At 58.1% G+C, this 15,589-nt stretch carries 11 protein-coding genes; 4 read left to right on the top strand and 7 right to left on the bottom strand.

Annotated features, from left to right (window positions below; genetic code table 11):
* Positions 1–16: 16 nt before the first annotated feature.
* The 7 genes from HB676_RS18745 to HB676_RS18715 form a co-directional block, all read right to left on the bottom strand.
* Complete coding sequence (locus HB676_RS18745; RefSeq protein WP_213739358.1) at positions 17–1,054, bottom strand: zinc-dependent alcohol dehydrogenase family protein; 1,038 nt, start codon at positions 1,052–1,054, stop codon at positions 17–19.
* Positions 1,055–1,147: 93 nt separating this feature from the next.
* Positions 1,148–1,987, bottom strand: coding sequence for a slipin family protein (locus HB676_RS18740; protein ID WP_213739356.1), 840 nt, complete (start codon positions 1,985–1,987; stop codon positions 1,148–1,150).
* A gap of 206 nt (positions 1,988–2,193) precedes the next feature.
* Positions 2,194–3,825, bottom strand: a complete 1,632-nt coding sequence (locus tag HB676_RS18735; RefSeq protein ID WP_213739355.1) for an oleate hydratase — start codon at positions 3,823–3,825, stop codon at positions 2,194–2,196.
* A 45-nt stretch (positions 3,826–3,870) separates the two neighbouring features.
* The gene (locus HB676_RS18730) at positions 3,871–4,176 is read right to left on the bottom strand and encodes a GlsB/YeaQ/YmgE family stress response membrane protein (protein WP_213739353.1); all 306 of its coding nucleotides are present in this window, start codon (positions 4,174–4,176) and stop codon (positions 3,871–3,873) included.
* On the bottom strand, positions 4,160–6,589 hold the full coding sequence (locus tag HB676_RS18725; RefSeq protein WP_213739352.1) for a response regulator: 2,430 nt from the start codon (positions 6,587–6,589) through the stop codon (positions 4,160–4,162). The genes HB676_RS18730 and HB676_RS18725 overlap by 17 nt, the downstream gene beginning before the upstream one ends.
* Entirely contained in the window at positions 6,586–6,807 is a 222-nt protein-coding gene (locus HB676_RS18720; RefSeq protein WP_213739351.1) for a hypothetical protein, read from the bottom strand. Before HB676_RS18720 ends, HB676_RS18725 begins: the two co-directional genes overlap by 4 nt.
* A 396-nt stretch (positions 6,808–7,203) precedes the next feature.
* Complete coding sequence (locus tag HB676_RS18715; protein ID WP_213739563.1) at positions 7,204–7,860, bottom strand: BON domain-containing protein; 657 nt, start codon at positions 7,858–7,860, stop codon at positions 7,204–7,206.
* Between the two features lie 304 nt (positions 7,861–8,164).
* On the opposite strand from HB676_RS18715, the gene HB676_RS18710 reads away from it, so the two are divergent.
* From HB676_RS18710 to nifJ, 4 genes are all read left to right on the top strand, one after another.
* Positions 8,165–8,716, top strand: coding sequence for a general stress protein (locus tag HB676_RS18710; protein WP_213739350.1), 552 nt, complete (start codon positions 8,165–8,167; stop codon positions 8,714–8,716).
* A gap of 217 nt (positions 8,717–8,933) precedes the next feature.
* Positions 8,934–10,262, top strand: a complete 1,329-nt coding sequence (locus HB676_RS18705) for an MFS transporter (RefSeq protein ID WP_213739348.1) — start codon at positions 8,934–8,936, stop codon at positions 10,260–10,262.
* 1 nt (position 10,263) lies between these two features.
* Positions 10,264–11,934, top strand: coding sequence for an NAD(P)-binding protein (locus tag HB676_RS18700; protein ID WP_346347382.1), 1,671 nt, complete (start codon positions 10,264–10,266; stop codon positions 11,932–11,934).
* Positions 11,931–15,587, top strand: coding sequence for a pyruvate:ferredoxin (flavodoxin) oxidoreductase (gene nifJ, locus HB676_RS18695; RefSeq protein WP_213739346.1), 3,657 nt, complete (start codon positions 11,931–11,933; stop codon positions 15,585–15,587). Before HB676_RS18700 ends, nifJ begins: the two co-directional genes overlap by 4 nt.
* The last annotated feature ends 2 nt before the right edge of the window (positions 15,588–15,589 follow it).

Below are 15,589 nucleotides of genomic sequence, written 5' to 3'. Positions count from 1 at the left end.
CCGGGGTGTGCCGTCGTTAGGCCTCGATGATCACCTTGAGCGCGTGAGTTTTTGCGGCATTGGCGAACGCGTCATAAGCGTCAAGGATGTGTGAAAATTTAAAGCGATGGGTTATCAGCAGCTTCGGATCAATCTTGTGCGATCGAACGCTATTGAGCAGCATGGGCGTGCTGACCGTATCGACCAACCGCGTGGTGATGGTGATATTCCGATCCCACAAATGTTCGAGATGGAGATCGACCTTCTTACCGTGCACCCCAATATTGGCGATGATGCCGCCCGGCGCGATGATCCCTTCACATAATTCGAAGGTCGCCGGAATGCCCACCGCTTCGATGGCGGTATCGACACCGCGATTGCCTGTCATTTTCAGAATCTTCTCCAGGGCCTTGCCGTCGGTGCTGTTGACGACCGCCGTCGCCCCGAACCGTTTTGCGATCTCAAGCCGGTTGTCGTCGAGATCAATCATCACAATATCGGCCGGCGAGTAGAATTGGGCGGTAAGCAGCGCGGCTAGTCCGATCGGTCCGGCACCGACGATTGCTACGGTAGTGCCCGGTTGGACCTTGCCGTTGAGAACGCCACATTCGAACCCGGTCGGCAGAATATCGCTCAACATCACCAGCGCTTCTTCGTCGGCGCCATCAGGAATGTGATAGAGGCTTGTGTCCGCATAAGGGATGCGGACGAACTCGGCCTGCGTCCCGTCAATGGTGTTGCCAAGAATCCATCCGCCGGTGGTGCAGTGCGAGTACATCAGCTTTCTGCAATAAGAGCATTTGCCGCAAGAACTGATACAGGAGATCAGAACCCGATCTCCTGGCTTGAACGCCGTGACGCCAGGCCCGGCTGTCTCGATGACGCCGACGCCCTCATGGCCAAGAATTCGGCCCGGCTGACAACTCGGGACGTCGCCCTTGAGAATATGCAGGTCGGTGCCGCAGATCGTCGTCTTGGTTACCTTAACGATGGCGTCGGTGGGTGCCGTGATCTCCGGCTTCGGGCGCTCTTCCACGGCCTTCTTCGCCGGACCCAGATAAACGAAAGCCTTCATGACGGTTTTCCTGTTTGTTATGGAGCGAATAATTCTTGCCAAATTACAACCGCCGATGGCTCGGATTGGGTCGGAGTTGGCCCGATCACAATCTTACGCACCCAGCGGAACGTCCTTCACGAGGGGAATGCGACCTGCGCCGTTGGCCCCGGCCGCCCTGCCGGGTTGATCGATCAGTTCGAGGAACGGCTTGATGATGTCGATCGGCATCGGAAAGACCACGGTGGAATTCTGCTCGGCGCCGATCTCTGCCAGTGTTTGCAGGTAGCGCAACTGCATGGCGGCCGGAACGCTCGAGAGTATCTTGGCAGCGTTGACGAGGGTCTGCGAAGCCTGGAACTCGGCCTCCGCATGGATGATTTTGGCACGGCGGTCGCGCTCCGCTTCGGCCTGCTTGGCGATAGCACGTACCATGTTTTCGGTGAGCTCGACGGTCCTGATCTCGACGTTGCTTACCTTGATCCCCCAGGTCTCGGTTTGGCTATCGATGATGCTTTGCACGTCGGTGCTGAGTTTTTTCCGTTCGGACAGCATCTCATCGAGTTCATGCTGCCCCAGCACGGCACGCAGCGTCGTCTGAGCGAGCATGTTGGTGGCGGGAAGGTAGTCCTGAACCTGAATGACCGCCCGCTCGGGATTGACCACGTTGAAATAGAGTACCGCATCGACCTTCATCGAGACGTTGTCATGAGAGATCACGTCCTGGGTGGGTATTTCGATCACCTGGATGCGCAGATCCACTCTGACCATTTCCTGGACAAACGGAAGCAACAGCACGAGGCCCGGCCCCTTGACCTTCTGAAAACGGCCGAGCGTAAAGACGACCGCGCGCTCATATTCGCGCAAAATCTTCACGCTCGCCCCGATCAGGATAAAGGCGACGATAAGGAGAACCGGGGTGAGATATAGAAGATAGGATTCCGAGAACAGCATCGCGCTGCTCCTTTCAAAACAAGGGAGAGCGTGAAGAATAGCCAGAACCAATCTCTCAACGGTAGGTTCGGAAACTACCTAACGCCTGTCCGCTCAAGGCGGTAATGCGACCATCAAATGGACGAAGATCGGTGCGCTCGGATGGCACACATCAGTTCCGACCCAGGATGCGGCCCAGGGTGAATGGATCATTCAAATTTCTGCGCTTACATATGGAAATCGTGCAGGGCCATAAACGCTTTAAAGAGAACGCGCGGATCGAATTTTCCCTGATAAACGGCCGGGATCTCCCGCTTCAGGCCGAGAAGTTCATAGACAGCCGTCTGAGCCGAGCGCACCGAATATTCAACGGTGAACACGACGTCGTGGGGTAATTCGCAAAACTGGCCGGTAAAGGCCAGATTCCTCGAACCCTTCGGGACAACCTGCGGCCGGTCGCCCTGCTGGCGCGGCAGGAATTGGCTGGTGATGAAGGGCATCATGCAGGGAATGCAAATCGAAGTATCCAGAACCTTGCTGGCCTCCGTCGTGATCTTGAGGTGCCCCAGCAACTCCGTCATGATCTCGCGGCCAGTACAGGCCGACATCGGCTTCCCAACAAAATTGCCGGGCTTGTCCACAAACAGACCGTAGCCCCAAAACACGCTGACATCTTCCGGTTGATCAATGAAATGCGGCTGATGCGGGATAACGATCGAGGCGAGCCAGTTGGAATCGGGGAAAGTTATCAGACCGCCCTCCCCCGGCACGTTGCCGCTCAAGTCGCGGATGATTCGAAGGAACGTCGGATCATGGAGAGTCGTGGTGAACGATACCCATTTGGAGCGATCAACGTGACCATCAAAAGCGGATGGACGACCGAATTCGGACCGTCCTTTGGCTATCTTCTGCCAGAGCTTCCAGGCCCCACCGTCCGCCTTGCCGCGCAGCTCCGGTATCGCGTCCATCCCGCCCTGGGTAGACGCCTCGGTCATTGACCCAAGAGTAACCAGCACAAAGTCGCTCGCTTCGACCGCAATCTCTTCAGAACGGCCGCTTCGCTCATGGATGATGCGTGTGGCCGTCGTCGTGCCATCGCGTTCGCTGATCCCGATATCAGTAACGCAGGTATTTGTTTGAAACACGACGCCACGATCGTCGAGCCATTTTTTTAGAGGCCTGACCATTGAGTCGTACTGATTATAGACGGTACGCATGATTCCCTGCAGCCGGTCGAAACCGGCAACCATGTGGGAAAATCTCACCAGATAGCGCTTGAACTCCACGGCGCTGTGCCAGGGCTGGAAAGCAAAGGTCGTGCACCACATGAACCAGAAGTTGGTCTCGAAGAATGCCGGATCAAATTGATCGGAGATGCGGCTATCGCCGAGAACGGCCTCGGGCTCGAACGCCAGGCGTTCAATCGTCAAAATGTGCTTTTCGCTGAGGCCGAATGCCGGCGCGGTCTGCCGGATGCCATCGCGGAAGAGACGGGATTTCGATGACGTTTTCATCGTCTCATTCCAGGCGAAGATTTCTTCCGTGACTGTCTTGCTCTCGTCGAGAGTTGGGATCGAGGAAAACAGCTCATAGGTGCAGAGATACTTGCTTTCGAGCATCCGGCCGCCACGCAAAACGTAGCCCTTTTCGGCAGAACCGGAGCCATCAAGGCTTCCGCCGATTTCATTAAGCTCTTCCAAAATCGTGATGTTGCGGCCCAGAAAATCGCCGTCGCGGATCAGGAAGACCGCCGCGGCCATCGAGGCGATCCCTCCACCGATAAGATAGGCCTTGGATGTGCTGCTATCGATGATCTTGTGCCGCGCCGAAGCGTCGGAAACAGAGTCTGCGTACGCCATTACGAATTCCCGTTTTTGCAAAAAAATCGGCTACGGTCGCCTTCGTTACCAAAGCCTGTTCCAACCCCTGCCGATTCTTGCTCGCCATCCATTTCCGCCACGAACCAACCTCATGATCAGCAACAGCAACAAGGCACCGAGCGTGGCGTCGATGATCGCCGAAATAATTCCCGAGCCAAGGTGGATACCGAGTTGCGGCAGCAGCCAGCCGCCGATGAACGCTCCGACAACGCCGATAACCAAATCGCCAATGAGCCCGAAGCCGGTTCCTTGTATGATTTGGCCGGCGAGCCAACCCGCAGCGAGGCCGACCAGGAGTATGATCAGCAGACTTTCACCCGACATGTACATCTTTTCTTTTCCTTGATTTATGAAGTAACGGCGCTCGCGCGATCGGTGGCGCCCCGTCAGATTTGAAAGGCCTCGAACGCTGAGTCAAAGCCTTGCTCCGCGGTCCCGCAGCGCCGTTACCGGCGGCAGAAAATGCCAGGCGGGCCAGAGCCGGCAGCGACTTCGAGCCTGTTTTTTCCATGATCGAGGCGCGATGATTCTCCACTGTCCGTTGGCTAATGCCGAGGTCGGCAGAGATATTTTTGCTGGGATGGCCCGCCAGAACGAGCTCCATGATCTGCCGTTGCCGCGGCGTAAGACCGGCGATGGCGCCTGCCGCGGACTGCTGAGATGCCAGCAGCTTGCTGGAATTCCGCGACTGTCCGAGCGCATTCTCGACGCTTTCGAGAAGTTCGCGGTGGCCGATCGGCTTTTCGATAAAGTCCCATGCGCCGGCTTTCATGGCTCGGACCGCCATCGGCACATCGCTATCGCCCGTAATCATGATGGCCGGCAGCCCATGGTCCGAATGGCTCAGCCAGCGCAGCAATTCCAGCCCGCTCATCCCTGGCAGGTAAGCATCGACCAGCAGACAGGCTTCATGGCCAGGACGATAGGCCTCGATGAAGGCTTCGCAAGTCGAATAAGTCTGGACGCTCCGGCCTTCGTGCTCAAGAACATCGCGGATTGCTTCCCGTACCATTCTATCGTCATCGACGACGAAAATGACCGGCTGCATAGAAATATCAGTCGCCTTGACTGGCGGCGCCACCCGCTCGATCGAAACCGGCAACGCAACGAGCTGTTGGATGACTTGCGTCAGCTCTTTCAATTTTACCGGTTTGTTGAGTTTGACACAATTCTGAAGGGCGATTTCGCAAGATGTGCTCGTGGAGATATCTCCCGTCAGAATGATGACCGGAACTTTTCGGTGAAGATTCTCACGCAATTTTGCTGTGGCCTGAAGTCCGTCCATACCGTTCGGCAGATTGAAGTCCGTGAGTATAAGGTCCGGTTGCATGGTTCCCCGTGTCACCAAATCAATCGCGGCAGCACCGTCCCGCGCCACGGCCGTACGATAACCCTCGTCTTTGAGGAGATGATCGAGGAGATCTCGCACCTCGGGATCGTCCTCAATAATTAGAATCTCGGCCGTCCGACGAATGGCCTCATCTTTCGGTTCACCCGTGTGTCGCTCGTCCTGGTGCTGTTTCGCAATGTCGCTTTCGGGCAATTCAAGCTCGATGCCGAACACCGATCCCTTGCCCGGCTGCGAACGCACGTACACCCGATGCTCAAGTAAATTTCCCAAGCCTTTTACGATGGACAGACCAAGACCAAGACCTTGACTACGTTCGCGCGCGGCGTTGTCGAGTTGACGATACTCTTCGAAGATAGCGTGAAGCTCCTCCTCGGGAATTCCGGGTCCGGTATCGCAGACTTCGATACGCAACTTTCCTTTCCGGCGGCGGCATCCGAGCAATACTTTTCCGCGTTTGGTGTATTTTAGTGCATTTGAAAGCAGGTTGCGGATCATCTGCTCAAGCAGGCGAGGATCGCTGTGGATCGAAAGACTACATGGGATGACATGCAAAGAAACTTTACAGTCGTCTGCGTGACAGGCGAATTCATTTCTCAACACATCGAACAGATCGCCGATCGGAAACGTGGTCTTTTCTACGCGAACCGCCCCGGAATCGATTTGATTTATATCAAGCAACGTATTTAACATGCTGGACATGCTAGCCAGCGTCTGGTCGAATCTTGCGATCAACTTTTGCGCGGCTTCGCCCTCCACTACTTTCGTCAGCACGCCCTGGAGCAGATGCAAGGTCTGAAGCGGTTGACGCAGATCGTGACTTGCAGCAGCTAAAAAACGCGATTTCGCCGCGTTCGCACGCTCTGCCTGCTGCTTTGCTTGCTCCAAAGCACGTTTGACGCGCTTTCGCTCTGTGATGTCAATAAACGTAATGACGACACCCTCAACCCCTCGATTACGCGTGCGGTAAGGCAACACGCGACGATTATACCAACCCCCGCTCCGACCTTCGATTTCGCGCTCAATAGGCGTGATCGTTTTCAATACCGTTTGGGCATCCAGCAACAGAGTGTCATCCGACACGAGCGATTGAAAGCTCGCGACCGATCGACCAATATCGTTCGGGCCGAAATTGAATATCGACTGCGTCGCGGGCGTAAAGAACCGGATATTGAGATCCGCGTCCAAGAACAGCGTCGCAACGTCAATGCTATACAGAATGTTTTGAAGATCGTCCGATGTGGTGCGTTGTCTCTCCAGTGTATCCTGGAGCTGGGCGTTAAGGGTGGTCAACCGCTCATTCGCCGACCGATATTGCAAGTCGATCGGCTCCGCGGCTCCCACTTGCCTTCCGGAGTTTCTGGAAAATTGCCGTACATTTGGTGAAATCGTCATGAGAACCAGGGCCCCGAAGAAACCCGGAGCGGCCCGCTTTGTTGCGACAACGGCTCGTCATGGCGGGCGCGTCGCTTTCCGCTCTCAATGTCCCTTGCTTTCTGCGCAAAATCTTCTTCGAAATCATGCAGCATATCCAGAATATTTGGATTTTGTTGATGGCAAGCCAGCAGACGGCAACTCTTAGCGAGTTCTGCCATTAACCGGGCGTCGGTCATGTAACACCAGCACTCTCAACGGCGTGCACGACCGGAAAGCATTTTCCGATCTGGAGCCATTGCAGTGCGGTAAGACGCCAAGCAACAATTCGTTCCAACGGCCGAACTAATTGAGAGAGTGAGACCGAAAATTAAAATTGAGCTTTCGACTGAGCAATATTGACCAGTAATGAAATGCGTTATGTAGGTATAATGAGTAGGGCAGTTATGAATTTGATATCTGCAGACGAACGGGAGCGCTTGCGCTCCTGACTGGAAAAGTTGTCTCTGCGGGTTGAAGATCCAAGCCGACCCAAACAATCAAGCGCTTCTCCCCCGGACAAGCCGAAGGATCGCGTTGAGCCAGCATTTCCGGTATTGCAAGCCGCGCTATCCGCGCATCGCTCGATCATGTCATCAGACAACGGCGATATCATTCTCGACGGCGGTTGCACCAGGGGCGGCCCACGCGGCAGCGCTTGCCAACTGACGATCGTGCCAGGATCTTACTGTGCCGGTGAGCCGAACCCTGCCACCTTGTGCGCTGACCGAAATCGTCTTGGGGTCAAAGAACCATGAGCGGCCCAGCGCATGCATAATGTCGTCGCTGATATTCGAAGTGTTGACGGTTGACTTGATCGTGATCGTGATCGAATTGGTGACGCCGGTAACGCCGAACAAGCTTCGAACATCCATGCTGGCGGCGTCCTTTTGATAATACCACTCGACCTCCCCGGTCAGGGTAACCCATCCCCCATCGACCGTGACCTTGATGGTGTCGCGGGGGATTGAGACATCCCATCCGAACCGTCCTAGTGCCGCTCCGGCTATCTCTTCGTCGCTGCGTTTTGTTTCATAGGGCAGCCGGACTTCAATCTCCTCGGCAACGGCCTTGACACCCTTTACGCGACGGACCGCCGTCTCGGCTGCATGCTTTTGTGCGAAGCTTACGACATGACCCGTGAGTGTTATGACACCGGCATTCGCCATAACGCCGATATGCGCGGCGGTCACGCTCGGCTCCCAATTCAGCTCTTCGAGTACAGCCTGCTGCAGATGGCTATCGTGAGACATGCGAATCTTTCCTGTCAATTTGTTGAGTGGAATTTTTCTGGGGGCACTCCTTGGCTCAATCTGTTGCGGCAAGATTACAAACCGTTCCCCGCGAAGATAGGCTCGGAAATTACTCAGTTGGGCGCGGTAACGCGGCAGCCCGCCACGCCCGATCTTTCAACAACGGTATCAATCCTGGCAAAACTACATAGACGCACGGACTAAGTAATTTCCGAATCTATCCTGGCGGGATCATTCCAACCTAACGTTGGCCTCAGGTTCAACGACCCGAAACGCGATCCCACTTACCGCTAAGGAACATCCGATGGAAATTACCGATACCGTCATTGCCGTCTTTGCTGACCATCCCGCCGTGGAAGCCGCGATCAAGAAGTTGACCACTGCCGGCTTCGAAATGAAGAACCTCAGTGTTGTCGGCAAGGGCTACCACACTGACGAGAAAGTTGTCGGATTCTACAACACCGGGGATCGAGTCAAGTTCTGGGGCATACGAGGTGCATTCTGGGGTGGGTTCTGGGGCTTGTTCCTGGGCGGCATGTTCATGGCCGTTCCCGTTGTCGGACAAGTTGTCGTGCTGGGATATATCGCCACGATCGTGATTGCCGGTATCGAGAATGCCATCATCGTCGGCGGGATAAGTGCCCTCGCCGCCGCGCTCTTTAGCATTGGCGTGCCAAAGGACAGCGTGATCGAATACGAAACCGCGCTGAAAACCGACAGCTTTCTGGTAATGGCTCACGGCCCCGCGGCGGAAATCGCCCGAGCAAAAACGATCCTGGGCACAGTCAACCCCACCCGCATCGACGTCCATTCCGGAGCCAACACCACAGCGCCCGCTGTCGCCGCAGCCGACTGAAACGCCGACTGCTGCCTGCCTCGATACCCCGGAGCGAGCGCCGAGTTTTGTACAAGTGGACTCATCGCTCGCCCCACGATCTGAGTAGTTTCCGAGTCTACCACCTTCGCGTCGTTTGCGTCGAAGATACGGATACGATGCCCAATTCTGCCGGGTTATCCAGGACTTCGAGGCGTAGCTCCTGTTTCCATTTGTCACAATCATCGGGAACCTTGACATGCGTCAGCCGCAGATCGCCGCGCAGGCAGCATCCACACTTTCGGCTTCCGCGATAGCGCCGACAATCGCAATCGCGCAACGAGCTGCCCCTCGCGAGGAGCCAAAGACCGCATTCATTGTTGCGTGGGTTCTTTGCCTCGTCTTCTATTTCCTGCAATACGCGCTGCGCTCCGCGCCCGGCGTGATGATGCCCGAGCTGACGACTGCGTTTGGGCTTACGACCCTGGGCATCGGCTCGCTGGTTGGACTTTACTACTACACTTACGCCAGCTTCGCGATCGTGGCCGGAGCGACGCTGGATCGCTACGGCGCGAAACTACCTATTTTCATCGGCGTTCTGACGACCGCACTCGGCAGCGTGCTGTTCGGGCTGGGCTCGATCGGAGCGGCGGAGAGCGGACGGCTGCTGCAGGGGGCCGGCTCGGCCTTCGCGTTCACGGGAGCCGTCTATCTTGCGGTCCACGGTTTCTCTGCGCGCTGGCTCGCGACCGCCATCGGGTTTACCCAGCTTGCTGGAATGCTCGGCGGGTTTGCCGGACAGTTTGCTGTCGGTCCCTTGGTGCATGGAGAACTAGGATGGCAGTCGTTGTGGATCTATGCGGGAGCCGCACTGGCATTAGTCGCGCTGCTGATGCTGGTCGCAACGCCGGCCCGCCGGGAGCCCGAGAGCGGATCGATTTGGGACATGTTCGCGCCCTACAAGGTCGTATTGACCAACCCGCAATCCTATCTGTGTGGCTTCATCGGCGGACTTTTGTTCATGCCGACGACGATCGGTGACATGATCTGGGGCGTCCCGTTCCTGGGCCAAGGCCTCGGCGTTCCGGCGGCTGAGGCCGTTGCACGATCCTCGATGGTACCGCTCGGCTGGGTCATCGGAGCCCCGTTGCTCGGCTATTTGGCCGATCGTCTCGGTCGGCGCAAGCCGGTGCTACTCGTAGGCACTCTCCTGATGCTGATATCGGGCATCTGCATCACTTATCTGAACGCTTCCATACCGCCCTACATTGGCGGCCTGGTCTTCGGGATCGGATCAGGCGCCGCGATGATTCCCTACACAATGATCAAGGAAGCCAATCCCGACAACGTCAAAGGCAGCGCCACAGGCGCGATGAACTTTCTGGTCTTCAGCCTCAGTGCTTTCCTTGCGCCGGTATTCGGTTTCGCTCTGATGCATCTTTCCGGCGGAAAAACGCTGACGCTGGAGAACTTCCAGCAAACCGACACGATTTGGGCGGCCGCCATCGTGCTGTCGCTCGTCCTGACATTTTTCCTGCGTGAAACCGGGGCCGCCGCCAAGCACGTAGCTATCCCCGCGTCGCAGTAGGATCGAGAGCGCCATGACATCCCTGCAAAAAGATTTCACCCCGGTCATCGACCTGCTCCGAGAAAAGGGCACCGGTCCGGTCCGCGAGCAGCGACCGATTTATGTCGACCTCATGCCTCCCTGCAACAGCGCCTGCCCGGCCGGCGAAAACATCCAGGCCTGGCTGGATCTGGCGCAAGCTGGAAAATACCGCGAGGCCTGGGAGACGATTCTGCGCGACAACCCGTTTCCGGCCGTGCACGGACGGGTCTGCTATCACCCCTGCGAAACCGGCTGCAATCGGGGTCAACTCGACAGTGCGGTCAATATCCACTCCGTGGAGCGCTTCCTGGGCGATATGGCAGCCAAGCAGAAATGGACCCTGCCCGTCGCGGCACCCGCCAGCGGAAAACGAATCCTGGTTATCGGAGGCGGTCCGAGCGGATTGTCGGCGGCCTACCATCTCGCCCGCGACGGTCACACGGTTGAGATCCGCGACGCCGGCGAGATGCCAGGCGGGATGATGCATTTCGGCATTCCGGCCTATCGTCTGCCGCGCGCGGACCTCATGACGGAGATTAAACGTATCGAATCGATGGGAGTGAAGATCACTCTCAATCACAAGGTCGAAGACGTGCTCGCGGAGCAGACCGAGGGCAAATTCGACGCCGTATTCATCGCGATCGGCACCCAGATCGGAAAGCGTATCGATATTCCGGCGCGAGACGCATCCCGGGTGCTGACTGCCATAAATCTGCTGCACGACGCCGAGACCGGCGAAGCTCCGAAGCTCGGCCGCCGCGTCATTGTGTACGGCGCCGGCAACACCGCGATGGATGCGGCGAGAACCGCCAAACGCCTCGGTGCCGACGAGGCCATGATCGTCTTCATCATGGATCGTCCGCATATGGAGGCGCACGAATTCGAAGCTAACGAAGCGCTGTCTGAGGGGATCAAGATCAAGTGGCTGACCAGCATCCGCGAGATCGGCGACAAGGACATGGTCGTCGAGCGCATGGAGATGGACTCCCAGGGCAAGCCACAACCGACCGGAAGATTCGAGACTCTTTCTGCAACCTCCGTGGTTCTGGCTCTCGGCCAGCAGAGCGATAGCGGCTTTTTGCGGAAACTGCCCGGCGTCGTCCTCACTCCGGACGGCAATATTGTCGTCGACGCCGGCATGATGACGGGCAGGCCCGGTATCTTTGCCGGCGGCGACACCGTAAGGGGCGATCGAACCGTCACATCCGCTGTCGGGCACGGCAAAAAGGCCGCCCGTCATATCGATGCGTGGCTGCGCGGCGAAGTCTTAAAGGTCGCCGCCAAGCATCCGCCGGTTAAATTCGAACAACTCAATCTGCCAATCTTCGCAGACGCCCTGGCTTCGGTGCAGCACGAGCTGCCTGCGAATGAGCGGCTGGCTCATGGATTCGAGGAGACAACGGCGGGATTAAGCGAGGCCGCTGCCCGTCACGAAGCGAAGCGATGTTTATCCTGCGGTAACTGTTTCGAGTGCGATCAATGCTTTGCCGCCTGTCCGGAGCAGGCGATCCTCAAGCTCGGCCCGGGCCGCGGCTACGATTACAACTACGATATTTGCACGGGTTGCGGCGTCTGCTTCGAGCAATGTCCCTGCCACGCGATCGAGATGACGCCGGAACGTGCCGTCGCCGAGCCGGAGCAAATAGCATGAACGTGATCGTCAGCGAAAAAGCAGTCACTCGGAAAATCGCGGCGCAGACAACCGCGACCATGGATGGCAATACCGCGGTCGCTCATGTCGCCTATCGCGTGAATGAGGTTTGCGCGATCTATCCGATTACACCTTCATCCACGATGGCCGAATTGGCCGATGAGTGGGCGTCGAACGGTATCCGCAACATCTGGGGCAGTGTTCCCGTCGTGCAGGAAATGCAGAGCGAAGGGGGAGCTGCCGGCACGGTACACGGCGCACTGCAATCCGGTGCACTCACGACGACCTTTACGTCGTCGCAAGGCCTTCTGCTGATGCTTCCGAATATGTTCAAGATCGCGGGAGAGCTGACCGCGACGGTCTTCAACGTAGCCGCAAGATCGGTCGCCACTCAGGCATTGTCGATCTTCGGCGATCATTCCGACGTGATGGCGATCCGTTCCACCGGATTCGCGCTACTCGCTTCCGGTTCGGTGCAGGAAGCCCACGATCTCGCGCTGATCGCCCAGGCGGCAACGCTTGAGAGCCGTGTGCCCTTTCTTCACTTCTTTGACGGGTTTCGCACATCACATGAGCTCAACAAACTCACCCTGATTCCGGACGACGATATCCGCAAGATGATCCGGGACGATCTGGTTCGGGCGCATCGTGGCCGTGGGCTGACACCCGAACGGCCGGTCATGCGCGGCACGGCGCAAAATCCCGACACGTTCTTTCAGGCGCGCGAAACCGCCAATCCATTTTATGCTCGCACGCCGAAAATTGTCGAACAGGCGATGAGCCGTTTTGCAGAGATCACCGGCCGACCCTACCGCCTGTTCGAATATGACGGTCCGGCGGACGCCGATCGCGTGATCGTGCTGATGGGATCCGCAGCGGAAACGGCGCGCGATACTGCCGCAGTCCTCAACCGGACCAAGGGCGATCAACAGAAACTTGGCGTGCTGCAGGTGCGGTTGTATCGGCCGTTTTCGACCGACCACTTCCTGGCAGCATTGCCCGCCACGACCCAAGCAATCGCTGTCCTGGAGCGGACGAAAGAACCTGGATCAACCGGAGAGCCGCTGTATCTCGATGTGGTCACGACCTTGGCCCAGGCGGTTGCCTCTGGCCGGCGCAAAATCTTGCCGCGGGTAATTGGCGGTCGCTATGGACTGTCGTCGAAAGACTTTACCCCGGCCATGACCAAGGCCGTGTTCGACGAATTGACCAAGCCCGAGCCGCTAAACAGCTTCACTGTCGGCATTACCGACGACGTGTCCTTTACCAGCCTCGCCGTCGACCCGTCATTCATGATCGAACCGGACGAAGTGGTCCGGGCGGTTTTCTACGGACTTGGATCCGACGGAACGGTCGGCGCCAACAAAAGCAGCGTCAAGATCCTGGCCGAAGACGCGGATCGCTACGCCCAGGGTTATTTCGTCTACGACTCTCATAAATCCGGGGCGCAGACGGTCTCTCACCTTCGTTTCGGGCCAAATCCGATTCACGCGCCCTATCAGATTTCATCTGCAAGCTTCGTCGCCTGCCACCAGTTCGGGTTCCTTGATCGGGTCGACGTACTTCGGCTCGCCGCTCCCGGCGCCACGTTCCTGCTCAACTGCCCGCACGAGCCGGAAAAGACCTGGGACCATCTCCCACGCTCCGTGCAGCAGGAAATCATCGACAAGCGTCTCCGTCTGTTCGTCATCGACGCCTCTCGGGTTGCTCGAGACACCGGGTTAGGCAGCAAGATCAATACCGTCCTGCAGACCTGCTTTTTCGCGATTTCCGGTGTGCTTCCGCGCGAGGAAGCCGTGCAACGCATCAAGCACATGATCGAGAAAACTTACGGCAAGAAGGGCGATAGCGTCGTCGCGCAAAACTTTACCGCCGTCGATCACACGCTGGCGCATCTGCGCGAGGTTACGATACCGCAGGCTGCGACCAGCGATTTCGAGCGACCGCCAATCGTATCGCCGTCAGCGCCGGAATTCGTGCAACAGGTCACCGCCGCAATTATGGCTGGACGGGGCGACGAATTGCCCGTCAGTGCGATGCCAGTCGACGGTACATTCCCGCTGGGGACGGCAGCCTGGGAGAAGCGCAATATCTCTGACGAGGTGCCGATCTGGGAAACGGATAGCTGCATCCAGTGCGGCCAGTGCGCGCTTGCCTGTCCACATTCGGTGATCCGCGCGAAATTTTACGATGGCGCGAGACTCATGGATCCCGGCGAACCCGTCCCGTCTACCTTCAAGTCGGCGCCGGTCAATGCCCGCGGCTATCCCGACAGTGTCTTCACTTTGCAATTCTACGTCGAGGATTGCACGGGATGCGGCATTTGCGTCGAGGTTTGCCCAGCGCATAGCCCTACCCTAACCGGCACCAAAGCCATCAACATGGCGCCAAAGGCGCCGGTGCTTGAGGCTGAGCGGGAAAACATCGCATTTTTCGAGAAACTGCCAATCAACGACCGCGCCCAGGTGGATTTCGCCAATGTGCGCGGCATCCAGTTCCTTGAGCCACTCTTTGAGTTCTCCGGGGCCTGCGCCGGCTGCGGGGAGACGCCTTATCTGCGGCTGCTATCCCAGCTATTCGGGGACCGCCTGCAAATCGCCAATGCGACCGGCTGCTCCTCGATCTACGGCGGCAATCTGCCGGTCACGCCCTGGACGGCGAATCGCGAGGGTCGTGGCCCGGCCTGGTCGAACTCGTTGTTTGAGGACAATGCCGAATTCGGCCTCGGCTTCCGCCTCGCCGCCGATATGCACGGCGCTCTGGCGGCGCGTCTGCTGCACGATCTGGCGCCGCGGCTCGGCGAGCCATTGGCCGAAGCGATCCTTGCTGCGCCCCAGATTCGCGAGTCCGAAATTCTCATTCAACGCGGGCGCATTGCCGAGCTGAAGCGTCGGCTGACCGAATTAGGCGACGATCCCCGCGCACTCGATCTCCTGTCCGTGCTCGATCATCTGATTCGCCGCAGCATCTGGCTGGTGGGAGGCGACGGCTGGGCTTACGATATCGGCTATGGCGGTCTTGACCATGTCCTTGCCAGCGGGCGCGACGTTAACGTGCTGGTGCTCGACACCGAGGTCTATTCCAACACCGGCGGCCAGGCGTCCAAGGCCACCCCGCTCGGTGCGGTCGCCAAATTCGCTGCCGCCGGCAAGCGCACCGCGCGCAAGGACCTCGGTCTGCAGGCGATTGCCTATGGCAACGTCTATGTTGCCCAGGTCGCGATGGGCGCCAACCCGCAGCAGACGCTGCTGGCTTTCCGTGAAGCCGAGGCCTGGCCCGGGCCATCCTTGATCCTGGCATACAGTCATTGCATCGCGCACGGTTTCGATCTCCGCTTCGGCATGCGCCAGCAGGATCTGGCCACGGCCTCCGGCTATTGGCCGCTGTTTCGCTTCAACCCGGCAATGCGAAACGCCGGCGAAGCGCCGTTCCGTCTTGACTCCCCGCGGCCCACAATTCCGCTAAAGGACTACGCCTATAACGAACTGCGCTATCGCAGCCTGGCCAACAGCCGGCCGCAGGACGCCGCCGAGTTGCTTGCCCACGCGCAGACGGCCGCCAGCGAGAAGTACGCCCAGTATGAAGCGCTCGCCAATCGCGATGGCAGCCGGTTTCACCCCGACACACGACCAGGCGGCGAGTTGAAAGGCTGAGG

This window comes from Bradyrhizobium sp. dw_411 (assembly GCF_018449695.1).
Taxonomy (GTDB): domain Bacteria; phylum Pseudomonadota; class Alphaproteobacteria; order Rhizobiales; family Xanthobacteraceae; genus Bradyrhizobium.
This window is presented reverse-complemented; position numbering and strand designations above follow the sequence as displayed.

Bases quoted from the DNA above. Each gene is read 5' to 3' on its own strand.
- HB676_RS18745 (WP_213739358.1), bottom strand. From the start codon at position 1,054: ATGAAGGCTTTCGTTTATCTGGGTCCGGCGAAGAAGGCCGTGGAAGAG.
- HB676_RS18740 (WP_213739356.1), bottom strand. From the start codon at position 1,987: ATGCTGTTCTCGGAATCCTATCTTCTATATCTCACCCCGGTTCTCCTT.
- HB676_RS18735 (WP_213739355.1), bottom strand. From the start codon at position 3,825: ATGGCGTACGCAGACTCTGTTTCCGACGCTTCGGCGCGGCACAAGATC.
- HB676_RS18730 (WP_213739353.1), bottom strand. From the start codon at position 4,176: ATGTACATGTCGGGTGAAAGTCTGCTGATCATACTCCTGGTCGGCCTC.
- HB676_RS18725 (WP_213739352.1), bottom strand. From the start codon at position 6,589: ATGACGATTTCACCAAATGTACGGCAATTTTCCAGAAACTCCGGAAGG.
- HB676_RS18720 (WP_213739351.1), bottom strand. From the start codon at position 6,807: ATGACCGACGCCCGGTTAATGGCAGAACTCGCTAAGAGTTGCCGTCTG.
- HB676_RS18715 (WP_213739563.1), bottom strand. From the start codon at position 7,860: ATGTCTCACGATAGCCATCTGCAGCAGGCTGTACTCGAAGAGCTGAAT.
- HB676_RS18710 (WP_213739350.1), top strand. From the start codon at position 8,165: ATGGAAATTACCGATACCGTCATTGCCGTCTTTGCTGACCATCCCGCC.
- HB676_RS18705 (WP_213739348.1), top strand. From the start codon at position 8,934: ATGCGTCAGCCGCAGATCGCCGCGCAGGCAGCATCCACACTTTCGGCT.
- nifJ (WP_213739346.1), top strand. From the start codon at position 11,931: ATGAACGTGATCGTCAGCGAAAAAGCAGTCACTCGGAAAATCGCGGCG.